The 16,091-nt window shown below is 68.3% G+C and carries 8 protein-coding genes and 1 pseudogene; 2 read left to right on the forward strand and 7 right to left on the reverse strand.

Going from position 1 to position 16,091, the window contains the following annotated elements; translation table 11 throughout:
- Positions 1–106: 106 nt before the first annotated feature.
- From pgsA to GA0115259_RS42725, 6 genes are all read right to left on the reverse strand, one after another.
- Positions 107–799, reverse strand: a complete 693-nt coding sequence (gene pgsA, locus GA0115259_RS09020; RefSeq protein ID WP_093593464.1) for a CDP-diacylglycerol--glycerol-3-phosphate 3-phosphatidyltransferase — start codon at positions 797–799, stop codon at positions 107–109.
- Positions 796–2,346 (reverse strand): 30S ribosomal protein S12 methylthiotransferase RimO, encoded by a 1,551-nt coding sequence (gene rimO / locus GA0115259_RS09025; RefSeq protein WP_093593467.1) that lies wholly within the window; start codon positions 2,344–2,346, stop codon positions 796–798. Before rimO ends, pgsA begins: the two co-directional genes overlap by 4 nt.
- Before the next feature lie 49 nt (positions 2,347–2,395).
- Complete coding sequence (locus GA0115259_RS09030) at positions 2,396–3,178, reverse strand: helix-turn-helix domain-containing protein (RefSeq protein ID WP_370747539.1); 783 nt, start codon at positions 3,176–3,178, stop codon at positions 2,396–2,398.
- 443 nt (positions 3,179–3,621) lie between these two features.
- A complete protein-coding gene (locus GA0115259_RS09035; RefSeq protein ID WP_093593482.1) occupies positions 3,622–6,438 on the reverse strand; it encodes a DNA translocase FtsK in 2,817 nt (938 codons plus the stop codon).
- A 165-nt stretch (positions 6,439–6,603) separates the two neighbouring features.
- Positions 6,604–7,272 carry a response regulator gene (locus GA0115259_RS09040; protein ID WP_093593473.1) on the reverse strand — a complete coding sequence of 223 codons (669 nt, stop codon included), beginning with the start codon at positions 7,270–7,272 and terminating at the stop codon, positions 6,604–6,606.
- Between the two features lie 286 nt (positions 7,273–7,558).
- A complete protein-coding gene (locus tag GA0115259_RS42725; protein ID WP_370747540.1) occupies positions 7,559–9,013 on the reverse strand; it encodes an ATP-binding protein in 1,455 nt (484 codons plus the stop codon).
- Here GA0115259_RS42725 and GA0115259_RS42730 point away from each other — a divergent pair.
- Positions 8,962–9,246, forward strand: coding sequence for a CxxxxCH/CxxCH domain-containing protein (locus tag GA0115259_RS42730; RefSeq protein WP_370747541.1), 285 nt, complete (start codon positions 8,962–8,964; stop codon positions 9,244–9,246). The two genes, GA0115259_RS42725 and GA0115259_RS42730, sit on opposite strands and share 52 nt — an antisense overlap.
- Before the next feature lie 76 nt (positions 9,247–9,322).
- Here the strand turns inward: GA0115259_RS42730 and GA0115259_RS09045 are convergent.
- Positions 9,323–12,946: pseudogene (locus tag GA0115259_RS09045) on the reverse strand (HAMP domain-containing protein); the annotation flags it as partial.
- A gap of 392 nt (positions 12,947–13,338) precedes the next feature.
- Here GA0115259_RS09045 and GA0115259_RS09050 point away from each other — a divergent pair.
- Positions 13,339–15,990, forward strand: coding sequence for a SpoIIE family protein phosphatase (locus GA0115259_RS09050; RefSeq protein ID WP_093593479.1), 2,652 nt, complete (start codon positions 13,339–13,341; stop codon positions 15,988–15,990).
- Positions 15,991–16,091: the final 101 nt, after the last annotated feature.

Consider the following 16,091-nt stretch of genomic DNA (forward strand, 5'->3'; position numbering starts at 1 on the left):
ACCGCCAGCGCCCCGCCGAGCCCCTCCAGGGCCTCCAGCACCCGCGCGGCGCACTCCCGCACCGGCGCGATACCGGCCTCGGCCCCGGTCCCGGGCGCTCCCGCGGTCACCGCGCGGACTCGCCCTCACCGGAAGCCCCGGAAGCCCCGGGCTCAGCGGACCGGGCCGCCGCACGCTCCGCCGCGAGTCCCTGCCGCCGCAGCACCACCGCCTGTCGCACATAGTCCAGCCCGGTGACCACCGTCAGCACGACGGCCACCACCATCACCCAGAAGCGGAGCGTCGCCAGCGGCCCGGTCAGCGCCAGCACATACATCCCCGCCGCCGTGCCCTGGGCCAGAGTCTTCATCTTGCCGCCACGACTGGCCGGGATGACTCCGTGTCTGATCACCCAGAACCGCATCAGTGTGATCCCGAGTTCACGGAAGAGAATGACTCCGGTGACCCACCACGGCAGATCGCCGAGCGCGGAGAGACAGACCAGCGCCGCTCCCATGATCGCCTTGTCCGCGATCGGATCGGCGATCTTCCCGAAGTCGGTGACCAGGTTGTACGTACGGGCGAGATGGCCGTCGAAGATGTCCGTGATCATGGCGACGGCGAAGGCGGCCCATGCCCAGGCGCGCCAGACCGGGTCGTATCCGCCCTCCTGGAGCAGCAGCACCACAAAGGCCGGCACCAGCACCAGTCGCACCATGGTGAGGATATTGGCGATGTTCCACAGACTTGCCTGACCGACCACCACCGCCACCCGCTTCGCGCCGGTACCCCCGGCCGCGGACGCCGGGACTCCGGTCATCTGGCCGCCTCCTCGCCCGGAGTCCTCGCATCAACCCCGGGACGCCCCGAAAGCTCCTGAAGCTCGTAGCACTCGGCCACCAGATCCACGCCCTGGGTACCGATCACCTTCGCCTCGATCATGAGGCCGGGCCGCAGTCCCTCGCCCGAAGTGAAGATCACCTGGCCGTCGGTCTCGGGCGCCTGGTGCGCCGCCCGCCCGACCGCCGCCTCCCCGTAACCGCCCTCTTCGCCGCCGGTCTCTCCACCGACCGACTCGACAAGCACCTGAAGGCTCTCACCGAGCCGCTCCTCGGCCCGCTGCGCGGTCAGTTCCTCGGCCAGTCGCGACAGATGGGCCAGCCGCTCGGCGACGACGTCCGGGTCCAGCTTGTTCTCGTACGTCGCCGCCTCGGTGCCGTCCTCGTCCGAGTAGCCGAAGACACCGATGGCATCGAGCCGCGCGCCCGTGAGGAAACGCTCCAGCTCCGCGAAGTCCGCCTCGCTCTCCCCTGGGAAGCCGACGATGAAGTTGGATCGCACTCCGGCCTGCGGCGCCTTGCCGCGGATGGTCTCCAGAAGCTCCAGGAAGCGGTCGGTGTCCCCGAAGCGCCGCATCGCGCGCAGCACATCGGGCGCCGAGTGCTGGAAGGAGAGATCGAAGTACGGCGCGACCTTGGGCGTCGACGTCAGAACATCAATCAGCCCCGGCCGCATCTCGGCGGGCTGGAGATAGCTGACGCGTACCCGCTCGATCCCGTCGACCGCCGCCAGCTCCGGCAGCAGGGTCTCCAGCAGCCGGATGTCGCCGAGGTCCTTGCCGTACGAGGTGTTGTTCTCGGAGACGAGCATGACCTCCTTGACGCCCTGCTCGGCCAGCCAGCGCGTCTCGCCCAGCACATCGGAGGGGCGTCGGGAGATGAAGGATCCTCGGAACGACGGGATGGCGCAGAAGGAGCAGCGCCGGTCGCAGCCGGAGGCGAGCTTGACAGAGGCGACCGGGCTGCGGTCCAGGCGCCGCCGCAAGGGCGCACGCGGCCCGGAGGCCGGAGCGAGCCCTTCGGGCAGATCCTCGGGCGCCGGCACCACCTCGGCCGCCGTCTGCCCGTGACCGGGCAGCGCGACCTCCGTGCCCTGGCGCTCGACCGGGCTGAGCGGCAGCAGCTTGCGCCGGTCACGAGGCGTGTGCGAGGCGTGCACACCGCCGCTCAGGATGGTCTGAAGCCGGTCGGAGATATCGGCGTAGTCGTCAAAACCGAGGACACCGTCCGCCTCCGGCAGGGCCTCGGCGAGCTCCTTGCCGTACCGCTCGGCCATGCAGCCGACGGCGACGACGGCCTGGGTCCTGCCGTGCTCCTTGAGATCGTTGGCTTCCAGCAGGGCGTCGACGGAGTCCTTCTTGGCGGCCTCGACGAATCCGCAGGTGTTGACGACGGCGACATCCGCGTCCGAGGCGTCCTGGACGAGCTCCCAGCCGTCCGCTGCCAAGCGGCCTGCAAGCTCCTCCGAGTCCACCTCGTTACGGGCGCAGCCGAGTGTGACAAGGGCGACGGTACGGCGTTCGGGCATGGGCTCAAGACTACTTTGTCCTGGCCCTGCCCCTGGCGTGCAGGGTTGCTCAGCCGGCCTCGGGGTCGCCCTGCGTGTATGTGAGTCGCTCGACCTGTCCCGGCTCGAACTCGTCCTCGACCTTCTTGCCGTTCACGAACAGCTCGATCGCTCCGGCGTTCCCGAGAATGAGATCGATCTGCTCGTCGTCCTGGAAGGTCTTGGAGTCGCCCTTGTTGAGGAGTCCGTCGAAGAGCAGCTTGCCGTCGTGCGCCTTGGCCGAGATCCAGCTCTTGTCCTCTATGGCCGACAGCCGCACCGTGACCTTGTCGAGCGGCGCCGCCGCGATGGCGCTGTCCGACGGCTCGGGCTTGGGAGCCGGCTTGCTGGGCGTGGGTTTGACGTTGCTCTTCTGAGGCTTGGGACCTTCGGCGGCCTGCTTGGCCTTGCCGGCGTCCTCCTCCCCGCCGAACGCCGTGAAGCCGACAAAGCCCACCACGGCGACGATCGCCGCGACCATGGCGGCGGTCCAGTTGGGACGGGGCCGCTCGGGCCGGATCCGCTCCGCCTCGAACATCGGCGCCGCGGGCGTGGGCACGGGACGGCCGCCGTGCTCGGCGTCGAACTGCTCGACCAGGGCTTCGGGATCGATCCCCACCGCGCGGGCGAGCATACGGATATGGCCACGGGCATAGACATCGCCGCCGCAGCGGGAGAAGTCGTCCTGCTCGATCGCCTGCACAATGGGGACGCGCACGCGGGTGGAGCCGCTGACATCGTCGACGCTCAGCCCGGCGGCGATACGAGCCTGCTGAAGGGTCTGGCCGATCGAGGGCCGATCGTCTTCGATCAACGGCTGATCGTATAGAGATGAGTTCCGGTCGTCCTCAAGGAAGTTCTCTTCTTCTTCCAGGGAGTTCCGGTCGTCTTCGGGAGGATTCCGGTCGTCTTCCGGGGAGTTGCCGTCGGGGGCACTGCCGTCGGGGGATTTGCCGATGGACACGGGGGCGCCTTTCGAGCGTGTAGCCACCTGCTGGACGTTCAGTCTATGGGTGGTACGAAAGGGTGGGGCAACCGGGCGGATGCACTTTGTACGCCATCGGAATGACCGGACGGCGTGGCAGAGGGACATGATGCTCTCCCTCCCCAACTTGACGTTTACCCAAGGGAAACGGTTGCCTTCGGATTCGCCCGGGTTCTGTCAGGGTCTACGGAAGCCGGGCGGACTCGACAGAAGTCGGTCAAGCTCGGTCGGACTCGCGCCGCTTCGCTCGGGCTCGCTCGGGATTCCGTTTCCTACGGTTGAGGCTCCCCGCGAATCACGGAGAGCACTCCATCCACTTCGTCCGCCTTCACCAGAACGTCGCGCGCCTTGGAGCCCTCGCTCGGCCCGACGATGTTCCTCGACTCCATCAGATCCATCAGCCGGCCCGCCTTGGCGAAACCGACGCGCAGCTTCCGCTGGAGCATCGAGGTCGAGCCGAACTGAGTGGTGACCACCAGCTCGACGGCCTGGCAGAGCAGATCCAGATCGTCGCCGATGTCCTCGTCGATGTCCTTCTTCTTCGCCGTCCCGACCACGACATCGTCGCGGAAGACCGGCGCCATCTGATCCTTGCAGTGCTGGACGACCGCCGCGACTTCGTCCTCGGTCACAAAGGCGCCCTGCATACGGACCGGTTTGTTCGCGCCCATCGGCAGGAACAGCCCGTCGCCCTTGCCGATCAGCTTCTCCGCGCCCGGCTGGTCGAGGATGACCCGGCTGTCGGCCAGCGAGGAGGTGGCGAAGGCGAGCCGCGAGGGCACATTCGCCTTGATCAGGCCGGTGACGACATCGACCGAGGGCCGCTGGGTGGCGAGCACGAGATGGATTCCGGCGGCACGGGCCAACTGGGTGATACGGACGATGGCGTCCTCGACATCACGCGGCGCGACCATCATCAGATCGGCCAGCTCGTCCACGACGACCAGCAGATACGGATAGGGCGACAGCTCGCGTTCGCTGCCCTCCGGCGTCTTGGCCTTGCCGTCGCGCACGGCCTGGTTGAAGTCGTCGATGTGCCGGTAGCCGTAGGCGGCGAGGTCGTCGTAGCGCAGATCCATCTCGCGTACGACCCACTGGAGCGCCTCGGCGGCACGCTTGGGATTGGTGATGATCGGTGTGATCAGATGCGGGATGCCCTCGTACGCGGTCAGCTCGACGCGCTTGGGGTCGACCAGGACCATCCGGACGTCCTCCGGCGTCGCCCGGACCATCACCGAGGTGATCAGACAGTTGATGCAGGAGGACTTGCCGGAGCCGGTCGCGCCCGCGACCAGCATGTGTGGCATCTTCGCCAGATTGGCCATCACATAGCCGCCCTCGACGTCCTTGCCGAGCGCGACCAGCATCGGATGGTCGTCCTCGGCGGCGTCCGCGAGACGCAGCACATCGCCGAGGTTGACCATCTCGCGGTCGGTGTTGGGGATCTCGATACCGACCGCGGACTTGCCGGGGATCGGGGAGATGATCCGGACGTCGGGGCTGGCCACGGCGTACGCGATGTTCTTGGTGAGCGCGATGATCCGCTCGACCTTCACCGCCGGGCCCAGCTCGACCTCGTAGCGCGTGACGGTTGGGCCCCGGGTGAAGCCGGTGACGGCCGCGTCGACCTTGAACTCCATGAACACATTGGTGAGCGAGGCGACGACGGCGTCATTGGCGGCGCTGCGCGTCTTGCCGGGACCGCCGCGCTCCAGCAGGTCCAGCGAGGGCAGCGCGTAGGTGATGTCGCCGCGGAGCTGGAGCTGTTCGGCGCGCGGAGGCAGTGGTTTGTCGATCGCAGGCGCGGGCTTGGTGAGATCCGCGACGGCGGCGCCCGCGGGCCGCTTATCGGGCTCCCGGGCGGTCGGTACGGACGTCGGTACAGGCGCAGGGCGCTCCGGTCGTTCCTGGCGCTCCTCGGGCCCGTCGAGGCCCTTGCGCATACGGTCCACGGAGACGCCCTGGGTGAGGTCCGCGACGACCGGCGAGGGCGGCATCCCGTTGAGCACCGCGCCGTCCAGCGCCGCCGCAGCCGCCGCGGCCACATCCACCGCGTCCAGCGGACGTTCGACGGCCGGCTGTACGGAGGACCGGCGCGGCCTGCGCCGTCTGGAGAGCGCCTCCGCCTCCGCCTGGTCCGGGTCGTACTCGCCGGACGGTCCGCTCCGGCGCCCGGAGGTACGGCGCGCGCCGGCGGGCAGTCCTTCGCTCCACTGGTCGTCGTAGCGATCGTCGTCCCCGTACCGCTCGTCGTCGTCGGTACGCTCCGGCGCCTCGGCCGAGGAGAGGATGCCCAGCCGTGTGCCCAGCAGCCGTAGCCGCTGCGGAATGGCGTTGACAGGAGTGGCGGTGACGACCAGCAGACCGAACAAGGCGAGCAGCAGGAGCAGCGGTACGGCGAGAACCTCGCTCATGGTGAAGATCAGCGGCCTGGAGGCGGCCCAGCCGATCAGCCCGCCCGCGTCCTGGATCGCCTCGGTGCCCTCACCGCGCCCGGGAGCACCACAGGCGATATGGACCAGTCCGAGCACTCCGACGACCAGCGCGGAGAGCCCGATGACGATCCGTCCGTTTGCCTCGGGCCGCTCGGGATAGAGGATCAGCCGTACGGCGATGGCGCCCAGCAGCACCGGCACCAGCAGATCGAGCCGGCCGAAGGTGCCGGTGATGAGCATCTCGATCAGATCGCCCACCGGACCGCGCAGATTCGACCAGGTGCCGGCCGCCACGACCAGGGCGAGGCCGAGCAGCAACAGGGCCAGACCGTCCTTGCGATGGGCCGGATCGAGTCCCTTCGCACCACGCCCTATGCCACGGAACATCGCACCGACGCCATGGGCCATGCCGAGCCACAGCGCGCGAACGAGCCGGTACACGCCTCCGGTGGGGGACGGCGCGGCTTTGGGCGCCACGGCGGCCTTCTTGGCGGGCACTTTCTTGGCCGGTGGTCTTTTCGCGGGCGATGCCGCCTTCTTCGCCGCCGTCTTCTTGGCGGGAGCCGCCTTCGCGGCGCCGGTCGTACGGCCGGCGCGCGGCTTTGCGGTGCCCGCCGTGCCCTGGGAACCCTTGCCGGACGTACGTGAGGCCATGGTGGTGAGGTTACCGGTGTGCACGGCCGTCGACACGTGTGCCTACCGCTTCACCCGTACGTGTCGCCACAAGTCCGTGGAAAACCGACGCCGTTCACCGGATCACGCCCAGGCGCGGTCTCTGCCACTCCCGGTTCCGTGCGGGCCCGCTCTCAGCTCTGTCTCTCAGCTCTGTGAGGGCAGTGTGGGCGTACCGCTTCCCGCGCCCGGCCCCAGCGCGTCCAGCGCCCGCCGCAGACCGGTGAGTTTGCGCTCCAGATGGGCGGCGGTTGCCACCGCGGAGGCATCCGCGGAATCGTCGTCCAGTTGCTTGGAGAGCGCTTCGGCCTGCTCCTCAACTGCCGCGAGCCGGCCCGAGAGTTCGGCGAGCAGACCGGCCGGCTCCCTGCTGTCGCCCGCACCCGCCAGCTGGAGTCTGAGCAGCTCGGCCTGTTCCTTGAGCTGGCAGTTCTTCATGTAGAGGTCGACGAAGACCGAGACCTTGGCACGCAGCACCCAGGGATCGAACGGCTTCGAGATGTAGTCGACCGCACCCGCCGCGTAACCCCGGAAGGTGTGGTGCGGGCCGTGGTTGATGGCTGTGAGAAAGATGATCGGGATGTCGCGCGTCCGCTCACGCCGTTTGATGTGCGCGGCCGTCTCGAACCCGTCCATGCCGGGCATCTGGACATCCAGCAGAATGACCGCGAAGTCGTCCGTCAGCAGCGCTTTGAGCGCTTCCTCCCCGGACGATGCCCGCACCAGCGTCTGATCGAGCGCGGAGAGGATCGCCTCCAGCGCCAGCAGATTCTCCGGCCGGTCATCGACCAGGAGGATCTTGGCCTTCTGCACCATGGCCGCCCGCCCTCCTCGCCCCGGCATGGGACGTCCCCCGCTCACGGTGCCCCGCGTGATGCCGGGCGCCGCCCCAGGAGACGACTCCCTTGCGCCGTCCGTCCTTGTGCCGGTCATGGTAGCCGCACCCCGCCTGTCGCCACACCCTGTCACCGTGATGTCACTGTGCACAAAGCGGAAACGTAGCGGGAGACCAGAAGGTTCCCCGAATATCCCCGCCTCACACGCCGTCCGGCACAGTCCGTCGGTACATTCCGATAATTGGGCCCTGTCCGGCGGCGGCCGGTCACCTGTGGCGCATCCAGTCTTCCATCACCGTCAGCAGATGATCGGGGTCAACCGGCTTTGTCACATAGTCGGATGCGCCCGATTCGAGAGCCTTCTCCCGGTCGCCCTTCATCGCCTTCGCGGTGAGCGCGATGATCGGCAGCCCGGCGAACTGCGGCATCCTGCGGATCGCCGTCGTCGTGGCGTATCCGTCCATCTCGGGCATCATGATGTCCATCAGAACGACCGTCACATCGTCGTGCTGCTCCAGGACTTCGATGCCCTCGCGGCCGTTCTCCGCGTACAGCACGGACAGTCCGTGCTGCTCCAGCACACTGGTGAGCGCGAAGACATTGCGGATGTCGTCGTCCACGATCAGCACCTTCTCGCCGGCGAAGCTGAACGTACGGCTCTCACGCGGCGCGTCCTGACGGCCCGTACCGCCCGTGCGGGAGCTCCACGACTCCTGGCGGCCCGAGGAGCCCGCGCCTCCTGACCGCGAGGCCTGTGCGCCCTGTCCGGACGGCCCGGAGCCCTGCCCGGAGCCCGGGCTCCTGCGACGGCGCCGGAAGAGCGCGGCGGGACCCGCGGACTCGATCTCCAGAGAGGCGGCCTCCGCCTGCTGGCCCACCGTCTCTCCCGTACCGTCCTCCAGCGGGCGTCCCGCCGGCCGCACACCGGCGGGCGTCAACTGCGGATAGCCCTGCGGCGGCAGCTCGCTGGGATGCAGCGGCAGATAGAGCGTGAAGGTCGAGCCGCGTCCCGGCTCGCTCGCCGCGTGGATCTCACCGCCGAGCAGCCGGGCGATCTCCCGGCTGATGGACAGGCCCAGACCCGTGCCGCCGTACTTCCGGCTGGTCGTACCGTCCGCCTGCTTGAACGCCTCGAAGATCACCCGCATCTTGCTCGCGGCGATACCGATCCCGGTGTCGGTGACCGAGAAGGCGATCAGATCGCCGTCGGCGTCCCGCAGCGAACCCGCCTCCAGCAGCTGCTCCCTGATGGCGTGCGGCACATCCGCGCCCGCCGGACGGATCACCAGCTCCACCGCGCCGGAGTCGGTGAACTTCACCGCGTTGGAGAGCAGATTCCGCAGCACCTGCAACAGACGCTGCTCATCGGTGTGCAGCGTCGCGGGCAGCTCCGGCGAGACCCGTACGGAGAAGTCGAGTCCCTTCTCCGCCGTGAGCGGCCGGAACGTCGCCTCCACATAGTCGACGAGCTGGACCAGCGCGATCCTGGTCGGGCTGACATCCATCTTGCCCGCCTCGACCTTCGACAGATCGAGGATGTCGTTGATGAGCTGGAGCAGATCGGAGCCCGCGCCGTGGATCGTCTCCGCGAACTCCACCTGCTTCGGCGAGAGATTCGATTCAGCGTTGTCCGCGAGCAGCTTGGCGAGGATGAGCAGCGAGTTGAGCGGTGTGCGCAGCTCGTGCGACATGTTCGCCAGGAACTCCGACTTGTAGCGCATCGAGACGGCGAGCTGCTCGGCCCGCTCCTCCAGCACTTGCCTGGCCTCTTCGATCTCGGTGTTCTTCACCTCGATGTCACGGTTCTGCTGCGCCAGCAGCTCCGCCTTCTCCTCCAGCTCCGCGTTGGACTCCTGAAGGGCCTTCTGCCGGTTCTCCAGCTCGGCCGAGCGCTCACGGAGCTGCTCGGTCAGCTCCTGCGACTGCTTCAGCAGCACCTCCGTCTTGGAGTTGACGCTGATGGTGTTGACGCTCGTCGCGATCATCTCGGCGATCTGGTTGAGGAAGTCCTTCTGGATATGGGTGAACGGCTGGAACGACGCCAGCTCGATCACTCCGAGGACCTTGCCCTCGAAGAGCACCGGCAGCACGATCACATGCGCCGGCGACGCCTCTCCGAGTCCGGACGAGATCTTCAGATAGCCCGGCGGCACATTGAGCTGGATGGTGCGCTTCTCCTCGGCGGCCGTGCCGATGAGCGTCTCACCGGGCCGGAAGACCGTCGGCATCGAACCGGCCGAGTAGCCGTAACTGCCGCGCATGCACAGCTCGTACGAGCCGTCCCTGCCGCCGTCCGTACCGACCTGGGGCACATTGCCGGTCTGCATCGCCAGGAAGAACGCGCCGTGCTGCGCCGAGACCACCGGAGTCAGCTCGCTCATGATCAGCGAGGCCACGTCGTCGAGATCGCGGCGGCCCTGCATCAGACCGGAGATACGGGCGAGGTTGCCCTTCAGCCAGTCCTGCTCCTCGTTGGCGAGGGTGGTGTCCCGCAGATTGGCGATCATCGTGTTGATGTTGTCCTGGAGGACCTGGATCTCGCCCGCCGCGTCGACATCGATCTTCAGATTGAGATCGCCACGCGTCACCGCGGTGGCCACTGCGGCGATCGCGCGCACCTGACGCGTCAGATTGCCGGCCATCTCGTTCACCGATTCGGTGAGGTCGCGCCAGGTGCCGTCCACGTCCCGCACCCGCGCCTGGCCGCCGAGCTGGCCGTCCGTACCCACCTCGCGGGCCACCCGGGTCACCTCCTCCGCGAAGGAGGAGAGCTGGTCGACCATGGTGTTGATGGTGTTCTTCAGCTCCTGGATCTCACCGCGCGCATCGATGTCGATCTTCTTGGTGAGATCGCCCTTCGCGATGGCCGTCGTGACAGTGGCGATCTGGCGCACCTGGCCGGTCAGATTGGACGCCATCGAGTTCACCGACTCGGTGAGGTCCTTCCAGGTGCCCGACACACCGGGCACCCTGGCCTGGCCGCCCAGTTCGCCCTCGGTGCCCACCTCACGGGCGACCCGTGTCACCTCGTCGGCGAACGACGACAGTGTCGTCACCATCGTGTTGACGGTGTCGGCGAGCTCCGCGACCTCGCCGCGCGCCTCCACCGTCACCTTCTTCGTCAGATCGCCGTTGGCGACCGCGGCCGAGACGCGGGAGATGTTCCGCACCTGACTGGTCAGGTTGTTGGCCATCGTGTTGACGTTGTCGCTGAGGTCCTTCCAGATGCCGGTGACACCCCGGACCCTGGCCTGGCCGCCGAGGATGCCCTCCGTACCCACCTCACGGGCGACGCGCGTGACCTCGTCCGCGAAGTTGGAGAGCTGGTCGACCATCGTGTTGACGGTCGTGACGAGATCGAGGATCTCACCCTTGGCGTCGACCGTGATCTTCTTCGACAGATCGCCCTTGGCGACCGCCGTGGTGACCTCGGCGATATTGCGGACCTGCGAGGTCAAGTTGTTCGCCATGAAGTTGACGGACTGGGTCAGGTCCTTCCAGGTGCCGGAGACGCCCTGGACCTCTGCCTGGCCGCCCAGCATGCCCTCGGTGCCCACCTCGCGCGCCACCCGGGTGACCTGCTCGGCGAAGTTGGAGAGCTGGTCCACCATCGTGTTGAGGGTGTTCTTGAGCTCCAGGATCTCGCCGCGCGCGTCCACGTCGATCTTCTGCGAGAGGTCGCCACGCGCCACCGCCGTCGCGACACCCGCGATATTGCGGACCTGATCGGTGAGGTTCCCGGCCATGCCGTTGACGGAATCCGTCAGATCCCGCCAGACACCGGCCACGCCCGGCACCTTCGCCTGACCGCCGAGCCGTCCGTCAGTACCCACCTCGCGCGCGACCCTGGTCACCTGGTCGGCGAAGGCCGAGAGCTGATCGACCATCGTATTGATGGTGTTCTTGAGCTCCAGGATCTCGCCCCGGGCGTCCACGTCGATCTTCTGCGACAGGTCGCCCCGGGCCACCGCCGTGGTCACCTGTGCGATCTGACGCACCTGATCGGTGAGATTTCCCGCCATGAAGTTGACGGAGTCGGTGAGTTCCTTCCAAGTACCGCTGACGCCGTCCACCCGCGCCTGGCCGCCGAGCCGGCCCTCCGTGCCCACATCCCGGGCCATCACGGTGACCTGGTCGGCGAAGGAGGAGAGCTGCGCCACCATCGTGTTGACGGTGTTCTTCAGCTCCAGCATCTCGCCCGCCACATCCACGGTGACCTTCTGGGTCAGATCACCGTTGGCGACGGCCGTGGTCACCTGCGCGATGTCCCGCACCTGGCCGGTGAGGTTGCGGAAGGCCGTGTTCACCGAATCGGTGAGGTCCTTCCACGTGCCCGCCGCGCCCGGCACCTCGGCCTGGCCGCCGAGCCGGCCCTCGACACCGACCTCCCGCGCGACCCGGGTGACCTCGGAACCGAACGACTGGAGCTGGTCCACCATCGTGTTGACGGTGTTCTTCAGCTCCAGCATCTCGCCCGCCACATCGACGGTGACCTTCTGCGACAGATCGCCGTTCGCCACCGCCGTCGTCACCTGCGCGATGTCCCGCACCTGAGTCGTAAGATTGCGGAAGACGGTGTTGACCGAGTCCGTGAGGTCCTTCCACGTACCGGCGGCGCCCGGCACCTGCGCCTGGCCGCCGAGCAGACCTTCCGCGCCGACCTCACTCGCCACGCGGGTCACTTCGTCCGCGAACGTACGGAGCGTCTCCGTCATCTGGTTGATCGTCTCGGCGAGCTGCGCCACCTCGCCGCGCGCGCTCACCGTCACCTTCTGCGAAAGATCACCATTGGCGACGGCCGTCGTGACCTCCGCGATACCGCGCACCTGACTGGTCAGGTTCCCGGCCATCGTGTTCACCGAGTCGGTCAGGTCCTTCCAGACCCCGGCCACCTCGGGCACGGTCGCCTGACCGCCCAGCTCGCCCTCCGTGCCGACCTCCCGGGCCACACGCGTGACCTCGGAGGAGAACGACGACAGCTGGTCCACCATGGTGTTCACGGTGTTCTTGAGCTGGAGCATCTCGCCGGCCACATGGACCGTGACCTTGCGCGACAGATCACCCTTGGCCACGGCCGTCGTAACGAGAGCAATATCACGTACCTGAGCGGTCAGCCGGTACGCCATCGTGTTGACCGAATCCGTGAGGTCCTTCCACGATCCGGACATACCGCGCACCTTGGCCTGGCCGCCGAGCTTGCCCTCGGTACCGACCTCCAGCGCCACCCGCGTCACCTCGTCGGTGAACGCCGACAGCTGGTCGACCAGATTGTTGACCGTACGGGCCACCTTCAGGAACTCGCCCCGCAGCGGCCTCTCCGCACCGTCCGGAGACTGCGAGCGCAGCTCCATCCGCTGCTCCAGATCGCCCTCGGCGACCGCTGAGAGCACCCGCCCGACCTCGGAGACGGGCCGCGCCAGATCGTCCACCAGCGCGTTCGACGCGTCGATGGCGGCGGCCCAGGAGCCCTCACACGCGCCTGTCTCCAGCCGCTCCGTGAGCTTTCCCTCCCGCCCGACCATCCGGCGTACCCGGGCCAGCTCACCCGTGAGATGGAGATTGCGGTCGGCGACCTCGTTGAAGACAGCGGCGATCTCCGCCATCACATCGTCACCGGCGACGGTCAGCCGTTTACGGAAATTGCCGTCCCGCATCGACACCAAGGCGGCCAGCAGTCTCTGCAGCTCTGCCGCGTCCACCTCGGAGGTCCCATTGCTCCGGGACCGTCCGCCTTTCGCGCGCGTACTCGTGCCACGCGCCGCCGTGCCAGACTCCACCGTGTCCCTCCCGCAGGGGTTGACCGTACCGCCGGGCTGTCTCCGGAAGCCTGCCCAGTGTTTCACCACGTCCGAACCAGGCCATAACAGTTCGGCAGCTTCGCTTAGCGTCCCCGCCCTCGGAGGGCGGAAACAGCGGCGACCGGCATCCGCTCGGACAGCGAAGGTAAGTAACCTGGCATCCGGCTGTCCAACCACCCCGGTCCGCCCGGCAGGGGGCGGTGTGGCGAAGGTACTACCACCGGGCACCAGGAGGGGCGGAGCCGATCATGGCGGAGCCGGGCGTCGAAACGCGTACGAGGAGTTCTGTGGTCACCGCGCGAGCGGCTGCCACCTTCGACCCGGTGGGACGGTCGGTGGCCACAGCCCGCGCCTTTGTCCGCGACACGCTCCAGGGATGGGGCTACGCCGATGTCGTCGACGACGCCGTGGTCCTCACCAGCGAACTCGTCACCAACGCCGTCATCCACGCCGGCACCTCCGCCGATGTGCTCTGCCTCCGTACGGAGGACGGCGTCCGCGTCGAGGTCGCCGACCGCTACCCCGAGCGCGAGATCCCCATCCAGGGCGCCGGACGGACCTTCGCCAACGCCGACCGCGAGAACGGCAGAGGACTGCTTCTCTGCGCCGCCATGGCCTCACGCTGGGGCGTCGAGTACACCTCCACGTACAAGCAGGTCTGGTTCCAGCTCGACCTTCCCCAGCGTCCCGTCGGCACCCGCTCGGCCGGACCCGTCCTGCCCACCGGTCTGCTTCCCGTCGCCGACGAACGCGTACGGGTCGCCGTCATCCAGATCGACCGAAGCGCCGCCATCGTCAACTGGAACGAGGACGCCGAGCACATCTTCGGATACGCGGCCGATCAGGTCATCGGCAAGCCGCTGCCCGACATCGCCGCCTGGCCGCACACCCCGGGCCTCGGCACCGGCATCGTCGAAGCGCTCCAACTCTCCCGCTGGGAGGGCAGTTACGGAATCCGCGCCTCCGACGGCCGCGTCATCCCCGTCTACGCCTCCCATCTCAGGGTGCGCGACACGCGCGGCGAGCCGTCCACCGTCTGCCTCCTCGTACGCGACTACGAGCGCGCCGTCATCCAGACACCGCTGCGCGGCCCGAGCGAGGCGGGCGCCGAGAGCCGCGCCGCGGATCCCTTCGAGGTCTTCATCGGCTCCCCGGCCCCCGATGATCTCGACGGACTCCTCCAGCGCACGGTGGAGCGCGCCCGCGACATGCTCGACGGCGACTCGGCCTTTCTGCTGCTCGCCACGGACGACGAGACGGAGCTGGAGGTACGGGCCTCCACCGGGCTCCCGTCGGCCCGCCAGCGCTTCGCACGCGTCCCGGTGGAGGCCGGTACCGGACGGTACGGCTCCGCACGCATGCCCGCCGTCCACGAGGACCTGACGGCCGTTCCGGGCGCCGTCCCACTGCTCAACCACACCGGGATGCGCTCCGTCGTGACCGTCCCGCTCAAGGTCGAGGGCCGGCTCACCGGCTCCCTGGGCGTCGCCGCAGAGAGCGCAGGCCGCTACTCCAACGAGGAGGCCCTGCGCCTCCAGTTCGCCGCGGACCGTATCGCCCTGGCCGTCGAATCGGCCCGCCTCGGTGAACTCGAACGTCTGCGCCGCGGCTCACTCTCCTTCCTCGTCGAAGCCTCCGACCTGCTCGCCGGAACGCTCGACCGCGACCAGACACTGGCCCTCATGGCCCAGATGACCGTCCCCACCCTCGCCACCTGGTGCGCCGTCTACACAATCGCCGACCAGGCGTCCGACCCGTACCTCTCGTACGTGCTGCACGAGGACGAGGAGCGCATCGACGGCCTCAAGGCCCTCCTCTCCAAGATCAACCCGCCGGACCCGGTCCCCACACCGGGCGCCCGTATCTGGCACGCGCCCTCGGAAGCCGCCCACCAGGCGGCACTGCGCACCTCCATGCGCGAGCTGGGCGGCAGTTCCTCCCCGCTCTCCTCCGGCGTGGGCACCACACTGGCAACAGCCGCGGCGGTCGGCGGCGAGACCGTCGTACTGCCGCTGGTGGCCCGCAACCGCGTCATCGGCATGCTGACTCTCGGCAAGCCCTCGGACGACCACTTCCGCCAGGAGATCCTGGAACTCGCCGAAGACCTCTCGCGCCGGGCGGCACTCGCACTCGACAACGCACGCCTCTACTCCGAGCGCACCGCCATCAGCCAGGCACTCCAGCGCAGCCTGCTGCCGCCAGGGCTGCCCGAGGTGCCGGGCGTCGAGGTCGATGTCATCTACCGCGCCGCGGGCGAAGGCAATGAAGTCGGCGGTGACTTCTACGATCTGTTCCCCATCCGGGACGGCGCCTACGGCTTCGCCATCGGCGATGTCTGCGGTACGGGCCCGGAAGCCGCGGCCGTCACCGGCCTGGCCCGGCACGCGCTCCGGCTGCTGGCCCGCGAGGGCTTCGGCGGGCCCGCGGTCCTCGAACGACTGAACGCGGCGATCCTCGACGAGGGCGCCCGCAGCCGCTTTCTCACATTGCTGTACGGCGAGTTGTGGCCACAGGAGGACGGCAGCGCGATCCTCAAGATGGTCTGCGCCGGCCATCCGCTCCCGCTGCGCCTGCGTCAGGACGGCACGGTCGAACCGGCCGCCGAACCGCAGCCGCTCCTCGGTGTGATGGAGGACCTGGAGCTGTACGAGCAGACGATCACCCTGGACCCGGGCGACGTCCTGCTGTGTGTCACCGACGGCGTCACCGAACGCCGCGAGGGCACTCGCATGTTGGGCGACGACGGCCTGGCCGATGTTCTGACGAGCTGTACGGGACTGACTGCGGGCGCGGTCGCCTCTCGTGTACTGCGCGCGGTGGAGCGCTTCGCCGCCGAGCCGGCCTCCGACGACATGGCCATCCTCGCGATGCGCGTGCCGGAGCACCTCCCCGGCAAATGAAGAAGGCCCTCGCCAAGTGGCGAGGGCCTTGCTCCTACGCGGAGCCCCAATACGGAATCGAACCGTAGACCTTCTCCTTACCATGGAGACGCTCTACCGAC

It is taken from the genome of Streptomyces sp. MnatMP-M17, from assembly GCF_900091995.1.
Classification (GTDB): domain Bacteria; phylum Actinomycetota; class Actinomycetes; order Streptomycetales; family Streptomycetaceae; genus Streptomyces.

Excerpts from the sequence above, each read along its gene's own strand:
- pgsA (WP_093593464.1), bottom strand. The coding sequence starts at position 799 with ATGACCGGAGTCCCGGCGTCCGCGGCCGGGGGTACCGGCGCGAAGCGG.
- rimO (WP_093593467.1), bottom strand. The coding sequence starts at position 2,346 with ATGCCCGAACGCCGTACCGTCGCCCTTGTCACACTCGGCTGCGCCCGT.
- GA0115259_RS09035 (WP_093593482.1), bottom strand. The coding sequence starts at position 6,438 with ATGGCCTCACGTACGTCCGGCAAGGGTTCCCAGGGCACGGCGGGCACC.
- GA0115259_RS09040 (WP_093593473.1), bottom strand. The coding sequence starts at position 7,272 with ATGGTGCAGAAGGCCAAGATCCTCCTGGTCGATGACCGGCCGGAGAAT.
- GA0115259_RS42725 (WP_370747540.1), bottom strand. The coding sequence starts at position 9,013 with ATGCGCTACAAGTCGGAGTTCCTGGCGAACATGTCGCACGAGCTGCGC.
- GA0115259_RS09050 (WP_093593479.1), top strand. The coding sequence starts at position 13,339 with ATGGCGGAGCCGGGCGTCGAAACGCGTACGAGGAGTTCTGTGGTCACC.